Below are 15915 nucleotides of genomic sequence, written 5' to 3'. Positions count from 1 at the left end.
TGCTGCTACAACTACATGACAAATACGATGCAGACGACAAAGGAGCCAAAGTCGGATTTCCCCCCTTGCGAGGGGAAACCTCAGACTTTGACTCGGGCGCTAACTGCCGCCGGTACAGATATTACTTGATCGAAGCGGTTGCGCCGGCTTCTACCAGTTTCTTCTGTGCTGCTTCAGCGTCAGCTTTCGACACTGCTTCTTTCACAGTTTTTGGTGCGCCATCGACCAGGTCTTTAGCTTCTTTCAAGCCCAGGCCGGTGATTTCGCGAACTGCTTTAATAACGCCAACTTTGTTTGCGCCGAAGGTGTCAAGGATGACGTTGAATTCGGTTTGTTCTTCAGCAGCTGCTGCTGGGCCTGCTGCAGGACCGGCCGAAGCCATTGCTGCTGCGGACACGCCGAATTTTTCTTCGAATGCTTTAACCAGGTCGTTCAGGTCCATTACGGACATGGCGCTAACTGCTTCCAGGATATCGTCTTTGCTAATTGCCATTTTGAAACTCCTAAATTTATTACGTTAGTTACATCAGATTGGTACTGAGAGAAAAAAGCGCGCGCAATTAAGCGGCTGCTGGGGCTTCTTCTGCTGCTGCTTCTGCAGGAGCTTCGGCGCCTTCGCCTTTTTTCGCTGCCAGGGCAGCCAGACCACGTGCAAAGCCCGAAACCGGAGCCAGCATAACGCCCAACAACTGCGAAATGAGGACTTCACGGCTAGGAATGCTCGCCAACGCGGTGACAGCAGCTGTATCCAGCGGCTTGCCTGCGTAGTTACCTGCTTTGATGACCAGTTTGTCGTTGGTTTTAGCGAAGTCAGCGATGACTTTAGCTGCTGCAACGGCATCGGCCGAGATCGAGTAGATCAACGGGCCGGTCATGGCATCTGCCAGGCTGGCGAATGCGGTACCTTCAACGGAGCGACGAGCCAGAGTGTTTTTCAACACACGCAGGTACACGCCTTGGGCACGCGCTTTAGCACGCAGTTGCGTCAAGTGACCAACCTGGATGCCACGATATTCGGCCACGACGATCGTTTGCGCATTTGCTACTTGTGCGGAAACTTCGGCGACGACGGCCTTTTTGTCATTCAGATTGAGACTCACGGTCAACCTCCTTAAATGATGTTCGGCAATCACAACCGAGTGGTTGAGCGCCTTGCATCGGTTCGAACACGGCGTCCGAAGTCAAGAAGTACTAAACTGAGCGGATGGATTCACGCAGCATGAGGACTACAAAACTTGTTCGGGTACACCATCTGCGTTGGGCACCTGCCGTTGCCGGCAAGCCTATTAACCTTCTGCATGTGCCATCGCAGTCGGCCCAACGGTCTTTGATTGTCTGCCGGCCTGGTGCGAACACCGGGCCGACAGCCCAAAGATGCGCCCACAGCGCCCGAAGGCGCGTGGGACTTGATTCTGTTACTTAAGCTGCCAGGCTAGCCTGGTCAACACGGACGCCAGCGCCCATGGTCGACGACAGCGAAACTTTGCGCAGGTACACGCCTTTGCTCGATGCTGGCTTGGCTTTGTTCAGTGCGTCGATCAGTGCGACCAGATTCGACTTCAGATCTGCGTCAGCGAACGATTTACGGCCGATGGTAGCGTGGATGATACCGGATTTGTCGGTACGGTACTGAACTTGACCGGCTTTCGCGTTTTTCACGGCGGTAGCGACGTCAGGAGTAACAGTGCCAACTTTCGGGTTAGGCATCATGCCGCGTGGGCCCAGGATCTGACCCAGGGTACCAACGATACGCATGGTATCTGGCGAAGCGATAACGATGTCGAAAGGCATGTCGCCGGCTTTGATCTGCTCAGCCAAGTCTTCCATACCAACGATGTCGGCGCCAGCTGCTTTGGCAGCTTCCGCTTTTTCGCCCGACGCGAATACAGCCACGCGTACGGTTTTGCCGGTACCAGCTGGCAGCACGACGGAGCCGCGCACCACTTGGTCGGATTTCTTAGGATCAACACCCAGTTGTACCGATACATCGATCGATTCATTGAACTTGGCCGTTGCGCACTCTTTGATCAGAGCGACAGCGTTGTCGAAAGCGTACACTTTGGTACGGTCGACTTTGGCTTTCAAAGCCTTGATACGTTTGGATAACTTAGCCATTATACAACACCTTCCACCGTGATACCAATCGAACGAGCGGAACCAGCGATGGTGCGTACAGCAGCATCCATGTCGGCAGCGGTCAGATCAGGGGTTTTCAATTTAGCGATTTCTTCAGCTTGTGCGCGGGTCAGCGTACCGACTTTGTCGGTATGTGGCTTCGGCGAACCTTTGGTGATCGCAGCAGCTTTTTTGATCAGGTAGGTTGCTGGAGGCGTCTTCATCACGAAGGTGAAGGACTTGTCAGCGAACGCGGTGATCACGACTGGAATCGGCATGCCTGGCTCCAGACCTTGGGTCTGTGCATTGAAGGCCTTGCAGAATTCCATGATGTTCAGACCACGTTGACCCAGAGCTGGACCGATTGGTGGGGATGGGTTTGCTTTACCAGCTGGCACTTGCAGCTTGATAAAACCAATGATTTTCTTTGCCATGATGGCTCCTATCTTGGATTGAGTAGTAGCGCCCCGCCGATCCTACCCTGGCGGGGCTCCTCTGACCGGATTTTGCTGAGACTGCCGCAACGCTCCTGGTGGCGCTTGCTAATGCTTAAACTTTTTCGACCTGGCCGAATTCGAGCTCTACCGGAGTAGCGCGACCGAAGATGGTGACCGAGACGCGTACTTTGGATTTCTCGTAGTTGACTTCTTCGACATTGCCGTTGAAGTCGGTGAACGGGCCATCCTTGATGCGGACTTGCTCGCCCACTTCGTACAAGGTTTTTGGACGGGGTTTTTCAACACCTTCCTGCATCTGCTTCATGATGCCGTCGATTTCGCGCGCGGAGATCGGCGTCGGCTTGTTCGACTTGCCACCAATGAAACCGGTAACCTTGCTGGTGTTCTTGACCAAGTGCCAGCTCTCGTCCGTCATTTCCATTTCAACCAGCACATAGCCAGGATAGAAACGACGTTCGGTGACGGACTTCACACCATTCTTGACTTCGACAACTTCTTCGATCGGCACCAGGATCTGGCCGAACTGGTCTTGCATGCCCGCGCGCTCGATGCGCTCGGTCAGCGCGCGCATGACGCTTTTTTCCATGCCGGAATAAGCATGCACGACATACCAGCGCTTGCTGCTCACTGGCACGCTCAGCGCTGCACCAGTGTCCGCTACCGGAGCGTCGCCCGGAACGGACTCGTCCGCCGCTTCATCATGCACATTTTCGCTCATTATTTTTTCCAACCCAGAATTACGTCATACAACAAAAACTCGAGCAATTTATCCGTGCCCCACAGGAAAATCGCCATGACCAGCACAAAGGCAAACACGATCGCAGTAATCTGCGTGGCTTCTTTGCGGGTAGGCCAAACGACTTTCTTGGTTTCGCGCACGGCTTCTTTGGCGAAATTGAGAAATTCACGGCCGGTCGTCGAGATATACAAGAGCGCAACAGCAATAACCAAACCAGCCACAAGCGCGCTTGCACGCACCAGAGCTGGTTGGCCTGCCAGGTAATAAAACCCGACTACTCCTGCAATCGCAGCCACTATTGCCAGCGCGACTTTTATCTTGTCACTCGACGTGCTAACGGTTTGCACGGATTGATTTGACATTTTTCTACTTTCGGTGCCCTGCACCTTGACGGTGGCAGGGACGGAGGGCATCGAACCCCCAACCTTCGGTTTTGGAGACCGACGCTCTGCCAATTGAGCTACGTCCCTACGTAAAACTTTCGAGGAGTGCTATTCTACCACCCAGGACGCCCCAGGTGGAAGCATAACATTTCCTTATGCGAGGATTTTTGCAACCACGCCGGCGCCGACGGTACGACCGCCTTCACGGATAGCGAAGCGCAGGCCTTCTTCCATCGCGATCGGGTTGATCAGCTTGACGGTGATCGACACGTTATCGCCTGGCATGACCATTTCTTTGTCTGCTGGCAACTCGATCGAACCAGTTACGTCCGTCGTGCGGAAGTAGAACTGTGGACGATAGTTGTTGAAGAATGGCGTATGACGGCCGCCTTCGTCTTTCGACAGAACATAGATCTCGCCGGTGAAGTGCGCATGCGGCTTGATCGAGCCTGGCTTGGCCAGAACTTGACCACGTTGCACGTCTTCACGCTTGGTGCCGCGCAGCAGCAGACCAACGTTGTCGCCAGCTTGACCTTGATCCAGCAGTTTGCGGAACATTTCCACGCCGGTGCAAGTCGTTTTGACGGTATCGATAATACCGACGATTTCGATCTCTTCGCCCACTTTAACAATGCCGCGCTCGATACGACCGGTTACCACGGTACCGCGACCCGAGATCGAGAACACGTCTTCCACTGGCATCAGGAATGCACCGTCAACAGCGCGCTCTGGCGTTGGGATGTACGAATCGAGGGCATCGGCCAGACGCAACACTGCATCCACGCCCATTTCGCCTTCTTTGCCTTCCAGCGCCATACGTGCCGAACCTTTGATGATAGGCACGTCGTCGCCAGGGAACTCATACTTCGACAACAGCTCGCGCACTTCCATTTCGACCAGTTCCAGCAGCTCTGCGTCGTCGACCAGGTCGCACTTGTTCAGGAACACGATGATGTATGGAACGCCAACTTGGCGGGCCAGCAGGATGTGTTCGCGGGTCTGTGGCATTGGGCCGTCAGCTGCGGAGCACACCAGGATCGCGCCGTCCATCTGGGCAGCACCGGTGATCATGTTTTTGATGTAATCGGCGTGGCCTGGGCAGTCAACGTGCGCGTAGTGACGCGATTCCGTTTCGTACTCGACGTGGGCGGTGTTGATCGTGATACCGCGCGCTTTTTCTTCTGGCGCTGCATCGATCTGGTCGTATGCTTTAGCTTCGCCGCCGAATTTCTTCGACAGAACCGTTGCGATTGCAGCGGTCAGCGTGGTTTTACCGTGGTCGACGTGGCCGATGGTGCCGACGTTGACGTGCGGCTTGGTCCGTTCGAATTTACCTTTTGCCATTTTGAACTCCTAATGATTTGATTAGATTGCTCAGGCACACGCCCGACGGTCTGGTTTGAATTGCTTCTGTGCTGCCTGCTGCGAATTCTGGTGCCCTTGACGTGGATCGAACACGTGGCCTCTCCCTTACCAAGGGAGTGCTCTACCACTGAGCTACAAGGGCTGTAATTTGTTGCATGCGATGCATCAAGCATCTGAACGGAAACTGGAGCGGGTGAAGGGAATCGAACCCTCGTCGTAAGCTTGGAAGGCTTCTGCTCTACCATTGAGCTACACCCGCGAGGTATCGTTCACTTTATCTTCACTTGCTTTTTGCTACTACCCAGTTTTCCTTGCAAAAACTTGGTGGAGGGGGCTGGATTCGAACCAGCGTACTCATAGAGAACAGATTTACAGTCTGTCGCCTTTAACCACTCGGCCACCCCTCCGCGGGAACCGCAGAGTATGAAGCATCTACTCACAACTGTCAACCTTATTTGCTGATGCCTGACTGCTGCATTTGCGTATAAAGAAGAAGTTGGCTGCTTCGGGGCGTGATTATAAGCTCCCGATTTGAGAATGTGCAAGGGTTGGCGCGAAAAAGTCGACTTTTTTCGCATTTTTTTTATCACCCCTGGCGGGAAGCCGCATTTTCCCGTCATGCACCCCGCATTTTTTCCATTTACCGGGCGTCAGGCGGATGCATCCAGGAGTTGCCCAGCGGCTTATATTTGCGCAGCAACTGCTGATGCAGGCCCGACAGCACGGGCAATTTGGGGTTGCGCGGGTCCAGGCGTCGCACGCCGGCGATAAACGTCAACGCCTGCTGCCCCATGCGTTCATCCCAGCCTTCGTGCTCCAGGCATTTCAGCACGGCCACGGCCGCATTGAAGACCACTTGCGGATTGTCGGGCAGGCGCGTAACGGCCTCGCCCATCAGATCGACAGCGCCGCGGAAATCGCCCTCTCCCGCCCTGGCGGCGCCGGCTGCCACCATGTCCGCCACTTCCTGGCGGCTTTGCCGCGCCAGCGCCTTGGCCAGCTCTTCGCGCCCGGCATGCTCGAAGACGGCCATGGCGCGCGTCATGGCCGCGCTGTCGGGCGCGTTGCGCATGACTTCGCGCATCACCTCGGCGGCGCCATCCTCGCGACCATGCGCCAGGCAATGGCGCGCCAGTTCCGTTTTCACCATGTTCGAGCCGCCCACGCTGTGGCGGTTGGCGGCCAGGGCCGCGTCCAGCGATTGCTGCAGGCGTTCCTCATTACCCGTATGCGCATGCAGCATGGCGCTGCACAGGGCGCTGCACAATTCCGCATTCTTTTGCCCGCCCATCGACTTGTCGAGGTCGCGGATCACGGCGCCCACCTGCAGCGGGTCGCCCTTGCGCACGAGGGTCTGCACCAGGCGCACATGGTCTTCCGGGTCGCGGAATTCCGAATACTTGGCCTTGCTGACGACCAATTTGAGGGATTTTTCCGCCATCTCGATATCGTCGGCCGCCAGGGCCGCCTCACCCAGGCGGCGCAAGCGGCGCACGGCGTGCGGCGACAGGGCCACCGCTTCGCTCAAGGCGGCCTGCGCCAGTTCCGGCTTGCCTTGCGCCAGGTGCGTGCGCGCCAGCCAGTCATACGCGTCGAGAAAACGCTTGTTGTTTTCCAGCAGCCCTTCCAGGGTGCCCTGCGCCGCTTCGTACTCGCCCAGCAGGAATTGCGTCTTGGCCTGTCCCAGGCGTGCCCAGCCGATAGACTTGGCTTCATACAGGCCCGCGTAGATCGGCTCGGCGTCGGCCGCCTCGCCCAGCAGCAAATGCAATTCCGCGCGCAGGCGCAGGAAATCCGTGGCGTAGCGGGGATACAGGCTGGCGCCCTCGGCGCAGGCGGCAATCGCCGCGCGCTCATTGCCCACGTCGATCAGCTCATACACGGGCACGAAGGCATTGCGCTTGTCCAGCGCGCGGCCGATGCGCTCGAGCATGTTGTCAGCGGTAAAAGGCTTGAGGATGTAATCGGTGGGCAAGAGTTCGACGGCGCTGACCACCTTGGCGAAGCTGCCTTCGCCCGTGACCATGAAGAACATGGTCGACGCGTGCATCAATTTGTGGTGGCGCAAGTCTTCCAGCATCTGCTGGCCATCCTGCCCGCCATCGAGATCGTATTCGCACAGGATCAGATCATACGATTTGCTGCCCAGCATGCGGATCGCCTGGCCGGAGCTGGCCGCGTCGTCGATCTTCGCCAGGCCGCACAGGTTGAGCATATTGTGCAGGCTGGCGCGCATGCCCGGATGCGGCTCGATGATCAGTGCGCTAAGGCCCTTGAGTTCTTTCATGTCGTGATGTCCGAAAACTCCGCGGCGCGCCACACTGGTGCGTGGCGCCAGCCAGCATGAGGCTGCCGAGTATATGACGGCGCCGCGCGCAAGGGAATGGCGGCGTGCCGAAAAAGGCCGACGAAGTTGCTGCTCAAGCGACAGCGCGCTCCGGATGCCACAGTTGCGGCTCATGGTCGATCAGCTCCAGCAGCGCCGTCACCACTTCCGGATCGAACTGGCTGCCGCTGCGCTGCTCGATGTATTCGCGCACCTGCGGATACGGCCACGGTTCCTTGTAAGGCCGCTCGTGCAGCAAGGCGTCAAAAACATCGACCACGGCAACGATGCGCGCAGCCACGGGAATGTCGCGCCCTTTCAGGCCGTTCGGATAACCGGCGCCATCGAAGTGTTCGTGGTGGCCGCCGGCAATCTGCGCGCCATACGTCAGGTAGCTGACGCCGTCGACCATGTTGGCGGCCCGTTCCAATATGGTGCGACCGACGCTGGCGTGCAGCTGCATCTGCGCCCGTTCCTCATCCGTATGCTTGCCCGGCTTGAGCAGCACGGCGTCCGGCGTGGCCACCTTGCCCACATCGTGCAGGATGCTGGCCAGGCCGATCATGTCGAGCAACTGCGGGCTGAGCTCATCGGCGTAGACGCCGCGCTGCTGCATGCGCCGGGCGATGGCGTCGGACAACAGCTGCACCCGCCGCACGTGGCCGCCCGTGTCGCTGTCGCGGAACTCGGCCAGGTCGGCCAGCGCCACCACGGTCGCCTCCTGCGCCTTGCGCAGCTGGCCGAACATGTACAGGTTGTCGAAGGCGGCGGCGATACGCTGGCAGAACACTTCCAGCAAGTCGCGCTGGATCTGCGCCAGCGGCCACGGCGGCGTAACGGAAATGGCCAGCTCGCGATTGCCTTCCGTGTGGATGAACAGCACATTGGCCGGATGCTCGAACTGACTGCGCTTTTCCGCGAACGCCTTGTCGATGGTGGCGGTGAGCGCATGGTCGGCCGGCAAGGCTTCCGACTCGGCCAGCATGGCATAGGTACCCGTGGCGGCCACCACCTCGGGTCGCCCGGCGCCGCCCTGCATCAGGCACAGCACGCCGTCGGCGCCCACGTCGAGGATGGCGCTGACCTGGTTCAGCACACCGGAAGCGAATTCGCGCAGGGAATGGATCTGGTACAGATTGGTGGCGCCGGCGAGGATCTTGCCCAGGCCGATGCGGCTGCGTTCGAGCATCATCAGGCTCTCGTAGGCGCGCAGGGCCGAAATGACGGTGGTAAACAGCTTTTGCGTCGTCAGTTCCGTCTTGGCCTTGTAATCGTTGATGTCGTATTCGATGATGACACGCTGCTCGGGCGCCTGGCCCGGCTGGCCCGTGCGCAGCACGACGCGCACGATGGAGTTGTTCAGGTCGGCGCGGATGCGCTTGGCGAGGATCAGGCCGGCGTCATCCGTTTCCATCACCACGTCGAGCAGCACCAGCGCAATATCGGGCGTGTCGCGCAGGATGTCGTACGCTTCGCGGCCGCTGTAGGCGGAAAACAGTTCCAGCTCGCGCCCCTTGAAGCTGACATTGCGCAGCGCCAGCCGCGTGACCGCATGCACGTCGACGTCGTCATCGACGATCAGGACACGCCACAGGCGCTGGTCAGGCGCGGCAAGCCCGGCTGGACTGGCCACCGGCTCATCTTCGTCGAGCAGCCAGTTATCATCTGCATCGGCTTTGAGGTCGGTCATGAATACTCCTAATGGATAAGTTCGATGTGGACGCTGCGTTGACGCATATCAAGCATAATCAGATTAGATGCTGCTTACAACAGGATTCTGCGTACCGCCTTCGCTGGCGGACGGCGACGATGCCGAGGCACCGCTGCGCGTGGCGCCGCCGCAATTGTCCTGGCCGGGCCCGACGGCCTGGTAACGCACTTCATACTTGCCCGCGCTGAGCTGCTCCACCAGCAGCTTGTCATACGCAAGGATGTACAGGTAGCGCACGTTCGAGCGCCGCTCCGTGTCAAACAGCTTGACGAACACGGGCGCGGCATTGCCGCTGTTATCGATGCTCACGGCCAGCTCATCGCCCTTGTTACCGATCGGGAATCCATCGACATAGCCGGAATGGGCCGGCCAGGGTTCGCCATTTGGCGCCACCAGCGATGGGGACTCGGCCTTGCCTGCACCATCGCAGGCGGGCTGGCTGGCTTTCAAGCTCAGCTGGGAGACGGCCAGCACGCGGATTTCGGGCGTCTTCGCTTGCGGGGGTTCGGGCGCGTACGGCTTGCCCACGGCCCAGCTATCGACTGCCACGGCCTCGCCTTTCGGCGAAGACGCGGCACTGGCCGCTGGCGTGGCCGCTTCCGCATGGGGCTTGGCGCCATCGCGGGCCAGGCCGCTCCAGGCCGACGCCAGCGCGGCAGGCACGGGCTGAGACGTGTCGAGCATCAGCAAGGCGCCCAGCCAGCCCAGCAACAGGCAGACTAGCAAACTCAACCACCAGCGCCAGTTGCGCCAGACGGGCGGCAAGCCGCGCCGCTCCTTGCCTTTCGACGGGGGAACGTCCTGCGCCCAGGCGTGTTCATGCGACTGGGCATGGCCTTTCGCGCGGCCATCGCGGCTCTTGCCTTCTTCCTGGTGGGTGCTTTCCAGCCATTCGATTTCCCACTCCTCGGCGGCGATCCACTCGTCGTGTTCCTTTCGGCGCTGGGGATCGGACAAGGTGCCATAGGCGCTGTTGAGGATCGCCATGATGCGGGCGGCCTTTTCGTCGCCGGGATTCTTGTCCGGGTGGTATTTCTGGCTGAGGGCTTTGTACGCGGCACGTATGACTTCCTGCGGCGCCAGGCGCGCCACCTTCAGGTTGTCATAGTGTGTATGTATCTTTCCCATCGTTCTATCTTGAAATCGGTGCGCGGCGACGGGTTCTTGCAGGATGGAACCGTGCTGTGTCGGTCATCATATACGATATGACAAGATAATAACCACCGGCGGACAGGAAATTGCAGGGCAACACTGCCCTGCCTTGATATTGCAGGCGCTTACAAGCGGTGACTGCGGTCGCTGGACAACAGCGCTTCCGGCAACGCCACCTGGTGCCCCACCACCAGCACCTTGAACAATTCCCCCATCTCGGCGGGCGACACCAGCTTTTGCACGGCGCTGGCTTGCGGCAAATAGGTCTTGACCTGTTCCGGATCGGTGCGCAGCAGCAAGTCGCCGAGGCCCGCGCCCAGCAGGAAGGACGCCTGGTTCATATAGGCGAGCACATCGAGGCCGGCATCCTGCGCCGCCACCGCTATGGCCGTGAAATCCACGTGGGCCGTGATGTCCTGCAAGCCGGGCAGATAAAACGGTTCCGCGTGGGCGTGATGGCGGTAATGGCACATCAGCGTGCCCGTGGCGCGCAAGTCCAGGTAATACTCATGCGCGGGGAAACCATAATCGAACAGCACGGCCGCGCCACCCTTGCCATTGGTCAGCATGCGCGCCAGCGAGCGCATGAAGCCGCAGGCGACGCCATGAATTTCCGTGACATAGCCGACCGGCAATGCATCGGCATCCGGCACCTGGGCGGCGATCTGCGCGGCCACGTCCGCGCCGGCAGGCCGTTCGACAAACACGAACTGGCCATCGGCGATACTGACGTCGAGTTCGCACCAGCCGGCGGGCGTCTTGCTGATCAGGTTGACGGGCATGGCGTCCAGCACTTCATTGCCGAACACGGCGCCCTCGAAACTGTCGGGAAAGCCGTCGAGCCACACCACTTGCGGGAAGGCGGCCAGGGCCAGCTCCTGGCGCGCGCGCAATTCGCCGGACAATTCGACGATCGCATACTGTTCGATAGCGATGCCGGCATTCGCCGCTTCCGTCAGGATATCGCAGGCCAGCTTGCCCGTGCCGGCGCCGAATTCGAGGATGCGCGGGGCCGTTTGCGCCATAATAGCGGCAGCCACATGGGCCAGGGTGGCGCCGAACAGGGACGAAATCTCCGGCGCGGTTGTAAAATCACCATCTTTGCCCAGCTTGGCGGCGCCGCCGCTGTAATAGCCGAGGTCAGGCGCATACAGCGCCAGCTCCATGAAGCGGACAAAGGGAATGGCGCCGTCATTGCGCGCGATTTCGGCGGCAATCAGGTGCTGCAAGGCATGGGACGCGGCCAGCGCGTCGCTATCGGGTGCGGGAAGAGACATTCCCGCATTGTAGCGAATCGGCGGCGCATGCCGCCAGTGTGGCGTCCACCGAATATCTCAACCATAGCAAAGACATGACAGAAGCAACGACAACGCCATTCGACAGCACTCCCCGCGTCGCCCTCGTCACGGGCGCCGCGCGCCGCATCGGTCGCGCCATCGCGCTGGGCCTGGCGCGCGACGGCTGGGATATCGCCGTGCACTACCGCGACTCGCGCGACGAGGCGCTCAGCCTGGTGGCGGACATCGCCGCGCTGGGCCGCCGCGCGCATGCGTTCCCTTGCGACCTGGCGCAGGAAGAGGCCGTGCGCCAGCTGCTGCCGCAGGCGCAGGCGGCGCTGGGGCCGGTTACTTGCGTGGTCAACAACGCATCGTTGTTTGAATACGACAATGCGGGCAATTTTTCCTTCACCGCCCTGGACGCCCACATGCACGCCAACCTGGCCGCTCCCATCCTGCTGGCGCAAGCGCTGTACCAGGCCACCCCGGCAGGCGGGCAAGCCGTGGTCATCAACTTGCTGGACCAAAAACTGTACAATCTCAATCCTGATTTTTTGTCGTACACCCTGTCCAAGGCGGCGCTGCTGTCGGCGACCACCATGCTGGCCCAGGCGCTGGCGCCGAAAGTGCGCGTGGTGGGCATCGCACCCGGCATCACCATGGTCTCCGGCGAGCAGACGCAAGCGAACTTTGCCAAGGCGCATGAAAACACGCCGCTGGGACGCTCCAGCACGCCCGAGGATGTGGCTGACAGCGTCTGTTACGTGGCCGGCGCGCGCGCGCTGACGGGCACGACCCTGCTGGTCGATGGCGGCCAGCATTTGATCGGCTTGCCGCGCGACGTTATGTTTTTGACCAAATAATCAGCAGCCATACCAAACAACCAGCATTCCAGCATCCCCTAAAAGGTAAAACCTATGTCGTCCGCCCTGTCCCACCCTCGCCTGGCCGATTGCCGCCGCCTGTTCCTGCGCAATTACGAAGTCCTCATCAACATCGGCGTCTACGACTTCGAGAAAAAGGGCGAGCAGCGCGTCCTCATCAACGTCGACCTGTACATTCCCCTGGCCCTGTCGACACCGAAGGATGACCAGCTGGAAGAAGTGGTCGACTACGACTTCATGCGCGAGACCATCGCCAGGCGCATGGCGCAGGGCCACGTGCAGCTGCAGGAAAGCCTGGTCGACGACGTGCTCGCCGCCATGCTGGCCCACCCGCGCGTGCGCGCGGCGCGTGTATCGAGCATGAAACCGGACGTGTATCCCGACTGCGAAGGCGTGGGCGTGGAAGTATTCAAGATCAAGGGTGAAGCATGAGCAATATGAACGACACCGCAGTACTGGAAACGACGACAACGGCTGTGGAATTCCCGGCCAATGTGGAAGCGCAGAAACTGGCGCGCAAGAAGGCGGAAAAGATCGCCCTGGAAAACAACAAGCTGCACAAGCGCTTGTGCCGCCTGGTGGGGCAAGCCATCGGCGATTTCAACATGATCGAAGACGGCGACAAGGTGATGGTGTGCCTGTCCGGCGGCAAGGATAGCTACGCGCTGCTGGACATTTTGATGACCTTGCGCGAACGCGCGCCGATTCACTTCGATATCGTCGCCGTCAACCTGGACCAGAAGCAGCCGAACTTCCCGCCGGAAATCCTGCCCGCCTACCTGACGGAACTGGGCGTGGCCTTCCACATCGAAAACCAGGATACCTACAGCATCGTCAAGCGTCTGATCCCGGAAGGCAAGACGACCTGCTCACTGTGCTCGCGCCTGCGCCGCGGCATCCTGTACCGCGTGGCCGACGAGCTGGGCGCCAACAAGATCGCCCTGGGCCACCACCGCGATGACATCCTGGAAACGTTCTTCCTGAATATGTTCTTCGGCGGCAAACTGAAAGGCATGCCGGCCAAGCTGCAATCGGACGACGGCAAGCACATCGTCATCCGCCCGATGGCGTATGTGAAGGAAGAAGACACGCAGCGTTATGCGGAAGTCAAGGGCTTCCCCATCATTCCATGCGACCTGTGCGGTTCGCAGGAAAACCTGCAGCGCAAGCAGATCAAGGGCTTGATGCGCGAATGGGACAAGAAGTTCCCCGGCCGCGTGGAAAGCATCTTCTCGGCCCTATCGAACGTGGCACCATCGCATTTGATGGATCCGAAACTGTTCGGCTTCAAGGACTTGAAGGCGGACGGCGTGGCCAGCCCCATGGGCGACATCGCATTTGACGAAGAGCCGTGCTCGACACCGACCACGTTCGGCACCATCGCGCTGCAAGCGCTGCAAGCGCTGTAAGCCGCTGTTGTAAGCCCGTGTTGTTTTCGCCGCCACCGCCCAGGTGGCGGCATCCCTCCTCTTTCCCCCTGCGTCCATTTGATGTACCGTAGTCAGCTCTGCCGGTACGCGATGTGTCACGCGCGCATTCCTGCCCGGCGGTCAGCACGCATTCTTCCGACAACCTCACTGGAATGAACCATGACGCCATCCGCGCTCAAGCGCCCCCTGCTGTTCTCCCTGCTGGCCCTCGGCCTCGCCACCGCCTCTGCCGCTCCCGCCGACCGCCAGGCCGACCGCTGGGACCTGACGGCGCTGTATCAAAACGACGCCGCCTTCGACGCCGACGCGAAAAAGCTGTCGGCCCAGCTGCAGCAACTGGGCGCCTGCAAGGGGCAGTTGAAAGCCTCGCCCGCCCGCCTGAAAAGCTGCCTGGGTCTGGTCGCCGAGGCGCGCAAGCGCGTCAACACGCTCAGCACCTATGCGGCGCAGTATTACGACCAGGACACGGGCGACAGCAAGGGCAACCAGCTGAACCAGCGCGCCGCCCTGCTGGGCAACGACTTTTCCCAGGCGACGACCTTTTTGCAGCCGGAAATCCTCGCCCTGGGCAGCAAGCGCATCGACGCCATGCTGGCGCAAGACAAGGACTTGCAGCTGTACCGCTTTCAACTGAGCAACATGCTGCGCAGCGCGCCGCACACGCTCGACGCAGCAGGCGAACAGTTGGTGGCCCAGTTCGGCCTGGCAACAAGCTCGGCCGCCAGCGTCTACCGCACCCTGGCCAATGCGGAAATCGCGTGGCCCACCGTCACACTGTCGGACGGCACGCAGGTGCGCCTCGACCAGGCGGCCTATACCAAGTACCGCGACGACGACAATCGCGGGGACCGCAAGCTGGTGTTCGACGCCTTCTTCGGCAAGTGGAAAGAGTATGAACGCACGTTCGGCGAAACCCTGTACGGCCAGTTGAAGACGGACGCCGCCTACGCGAAAGTGCGCCGCTATCCCGACTCGCAAAGCGCCGCGCTCGACGCCGACCATCTGCCGCCGGCCGTCTACCAGACCCTGATCGCGCAAACCAACGCCAACCTGCCCACCCTGCACCGCTACTTCAAGCTGCGCGCGCGCATGCTGGGCGTCAAGGACCTCGCGTATTACGACATCTATGCGCCGCTGCTGAAAAGCGACCGCACGTTCCCGCTGGCCGAAGGCAAGCAGATGATGCTGGCCTCCGTCGCGCCGCTGGGTCCCGACTATGTCAAGGCATTGAGCGCCGCCGTGGACGCGCGCTGGATGGATGTGTACCCGCGCCCGCGCAAGGTGGCGGGCGCCTACATGAATGGCGACGCGTATGACGTGCACCCGTTCGTGCTGCTTAACTACACGGACAATTACGAAGCCGTCAGCACCCTGACGCACGAATGGGGCCACGCCATGCACTCGGTGCTGGCCAACAAGGCGCAGCCATCGATCTATGCGCCATACAGCATCTTTGTCGCGGAAATCGCCTCGACGACGAACGAGGCGCTGCTGCTCGACGCGCGCCTGAAGCAGGCCAGGGATGACGACGAGCGCCTGCTGTACCTGGGCGCGGCGCTGGAAAACCTGCGCGGCACCTACTTCCGCCAGGCCATGTTCGCCGAATTCGAGGCCGCCATCCACGGCAAGGTGGACAAGGGAGAATCGCTGACGGGTGAAGAAATCACGGCCATCTATGCCGGCATCCTCAAGCGCTACCATGGCGAAGCGCAAGGCGTCATGACCATCGATCCCGCCTACGCGCTGGAATGGGCCTATGTGCCGCATTTTTATCACGGCTTCTACGTGTTCCAGTACGCCACCTCGATCGCGGCGGCACAGGATTTCGCGCAGCGCATCCTCGACAAGGAACCCGGCGCGCTGGCTGCCTACCTGAAGATGCTCAGTGCGGGCGGCTCGGCCTACCCGTATGAGCTGGTGAAGGCGGCCGGCGTCGACCTGGCTTCGCCAAAACCGTACCAGGCGCTGGTGGCGCGCATGAACGGCATCATGGATCAGATCGAGGCGATTGAGAGCAAACGGGGGAAATAAGACCCCAACGTCTGAACGGCTGGGGTCAGACCCCCTCTATTGTT

The 15915-nt window shown here is 60.3% G+C and carries 15 protein-coding genes and 4 tRNA genes; 4 read left to right on the top strand and 15 right to left on the bottom strand.

The window, feature by feature from the left end; all coding sequences use genetic code 11:
* Window positions 1–121: 121 nt before the first annotated feature.
* From rplL to AC3IQ7_RS02825, 15 genes are all read right to left on the bottom strand, one after another.
* Window positions 122–493 carry a 50S ribosomal protein L7/L12 gene (gene rplL, locus AC3IQ7_RS02895; RefSeq protein ID WP_034753136.1) on the bottom strand — a complete coding sequence of 124 codons (372 nt, stop codon included), beginning with the start codon at window positions 491–493 and terminating at the stop codon, window positions 122–124.
* A gap of 67 nt (window positions 494–560) precedes the next feature.
* A complete protein-coding gene (gene rplJ, locus AC3IQ7_RS02890) occupies window positions 561–1100 on the bottom strand; it encodes a 50S ribosomal protein L10 (protein WP_034753621.1) in 540 nt (179 codons plus the stop codon).
* A 319-nt stretch (window positions 1101–1419) separates the two neighbouring features.
* Window positions 1420–2115 carry a 50S ribosomal protein L1 gene (gene rplA, locus AC3IQ7_RS02885; protein ID WP_034753134.1) on the bottom strand — a complete coding sequence of 232 codons (696 nt, stop codon included), beginning with the start codon at window positions 2113–2115 and terminating at the stop codon, window positions 1420–1422.
* Window positions 2115–2549 carry a 50S ribosomal protein L11 gene (gene rplK / locus AC3IQ7_RS02880; protein WP_034753131.1) on the bottom strand — a complete coding sequence of 145 codons (435 nt, stop codon included), beginning with the start codon at window positions 2547–2549 and terminating at the stop codon, window positions 2115–2117. Before rplK ends, rplA begins: the two co-directional genes overlap by 1 nt.
* Before the next feature lie 115 nt (window positions 2550–2664).
* A complete protein-coding gene (gene nusG / locus AC3IQ7_RS02875) occupies window positions 2665–3291 on the bottom strand; it encodes a transcription termination/antitermination protein NusG (protein WP_034753130.1) in 627 nt (208 codons plus the stop codon).
* Entirely contained in the window at window positions 3291–3674 is a 384-nt protein-coding gene (gene secE, locus AC3IQ7_RS02870) for a preprotein translocase subunit SecE (RefSeq protein ID WP_035823944.1), read from the bottom strand. The genes nusG and secE overlap by 1 nt, the downstream gene beginning before the upstream one ends.
* A gap of 32 nt (window positions 3675–3706) precedes the next feature.
* Window positions 3707–3782 (bottom strand) — tRNA-Trp (locus AC3IQ7_RS02865).
* 66 nt (window positions 3783–3848) lie between these two features.
* The gene (tuf, locus tag AC3IQ7_RS02860; protein WP_100875273.1) at window positions 3849–5039 is read right to left on the bottom strand and encodes an elongation factor Tu; all 1191 of its coding nucleotides are present in this window, start codon (window positions 5037–5039) and stop codon (window positions 3849–3851) included.
* 88 nt (window positions 5040–5127) lie between these two features.
* A tRNA-Thr gene (locus tag AC3IQ7_RS02855) sits at window positions 5128–5202 on the bottom strand.
* 43 nt (window positions 5203–5245) lie between these two features.
* Window positions 5246–5319 (bottom strand) — tRNA-Gly (locus AC3IQ7_RS02850).
* A gap of 63 nt (window positions 5320–5382) precedes the next feature.
* Window positions 5383–5467, bottom strand: a tRNA-Tyr gene (locus AC3IQ7_RS02845).
* 233 nt (window positions 5468–5700) lie between these two features.
* Window positions 5701–7347 carry a response regulator gene (locus AC3IQ7_RS02840; protein WP_489208323.1) on the bottom strand — a complete coding sequence of 549 codons (1647 nt, stop codon included), beginning with the start codon at window positions 7345–7347 and terminating at the stop codon, window positions 5701–5703.
* Between the two features lie 133 nt (window positions 7348–7480).
* On the bottom strand, window positions 7481–9076 hold the full coding sequence (locus tag AC3IQ7_RS02835; RefSeq protein ID WP_099377894.1) for a DUF3369 domain-containing protein: 1596 nt from the start codon (window positions 9074–9076) through the stop codon (window positions 7481–7483).
* 63 nt (window positions 9077–9139) lie between these two features.
* Window positions 9140–10225, bottom strand: coding sequence for a J domain-containing protein (locus AC3IQ7_RS02830; RefSeq protein WP_489208322.1), 1086 nt, complete (start codon window positions 10223–10225; stop codon window positions 9140–9142).
* A gap of 149 nt (window positions 10226–10374) precedes the next feature.
* Entirely contained in the window at window positions 10375–11526 is a 1152-nt protein-coding gene (locus AC3IQ7_RS02825; protein ID WP_489208321.1) for a class I SAM-dependent methyltransferase, read from the bottom strand.
* Between the two features lie 74 nt (window positions 11527–11600).
* Between AC3IQ7_RS02825 and AC3IQ7_RS02820 the strand changes: the two genes are divergently transcribed.
* From AC3IQ7_RS02820 to pepF, 4 genes are all read left to right on the top strand, one after another.
* Window positions 11601–12389, top strand: a complete 789-nt coding sequence (locus AC3IQ7_RS02820; protein WP_489208320.1) for an SDR family oxidoreductase — start codon at window positions 11601–11603, stop codon at window positions 12387–12389.
* A 54-nt stretch (window positions 12390–12443) separates the two neighbouring features.
* Window positions 12444–12842 carry a dihydroneopterin aldolase gene (locus AC3IQ7_RS02815; RefSeq protein ID WP_489208319.1) on the top strand — a complete coding sequence of 133 codons (399 nt, stop codon included), beginning with the start codon at window positions 12444–12446 and terminating at the stop codon, window positions 12840–12842.
* 5 nt (window positions 12843–12847) lie between these two features.
* The gene (ttcA, locus tag AC3IQ7_RS02810) at window positions 12848–13819 is read left to right on the top strand and encodes a tRNA 2-thiocytidine(32) synthetase TtcA (RefSeq protein WP_489208318.1); all 972 of its coding nucleotides are present in this window, start codon (window positions 12848–12850) and stop codon (window positions 13817–13819) included.
* 180 nt (window positions 13820–13999) lie between these two features.
* Complete coding sequence (pepF, locus tag AC3IQ7_RS02805) at window positions 14000–15871, top strand: oligoendopeptidase F (RefSeq protein ID WP_489208317.1); 1872 nt, start codon at window positions 14000–14002, stop codon at window positions 15869–15871.
* Window positions 15872–15915 lie beyond the last annotated feature (44 nt).

The sequence above is a fragment of the Janthinobacterium sp. GL_088 genome (genome assembly GCF_057837845.1).
Note: the sequence above shows the minus strand (reverse complement) of the source record. Positions and strands in the feature narration are given on the sequence as shown.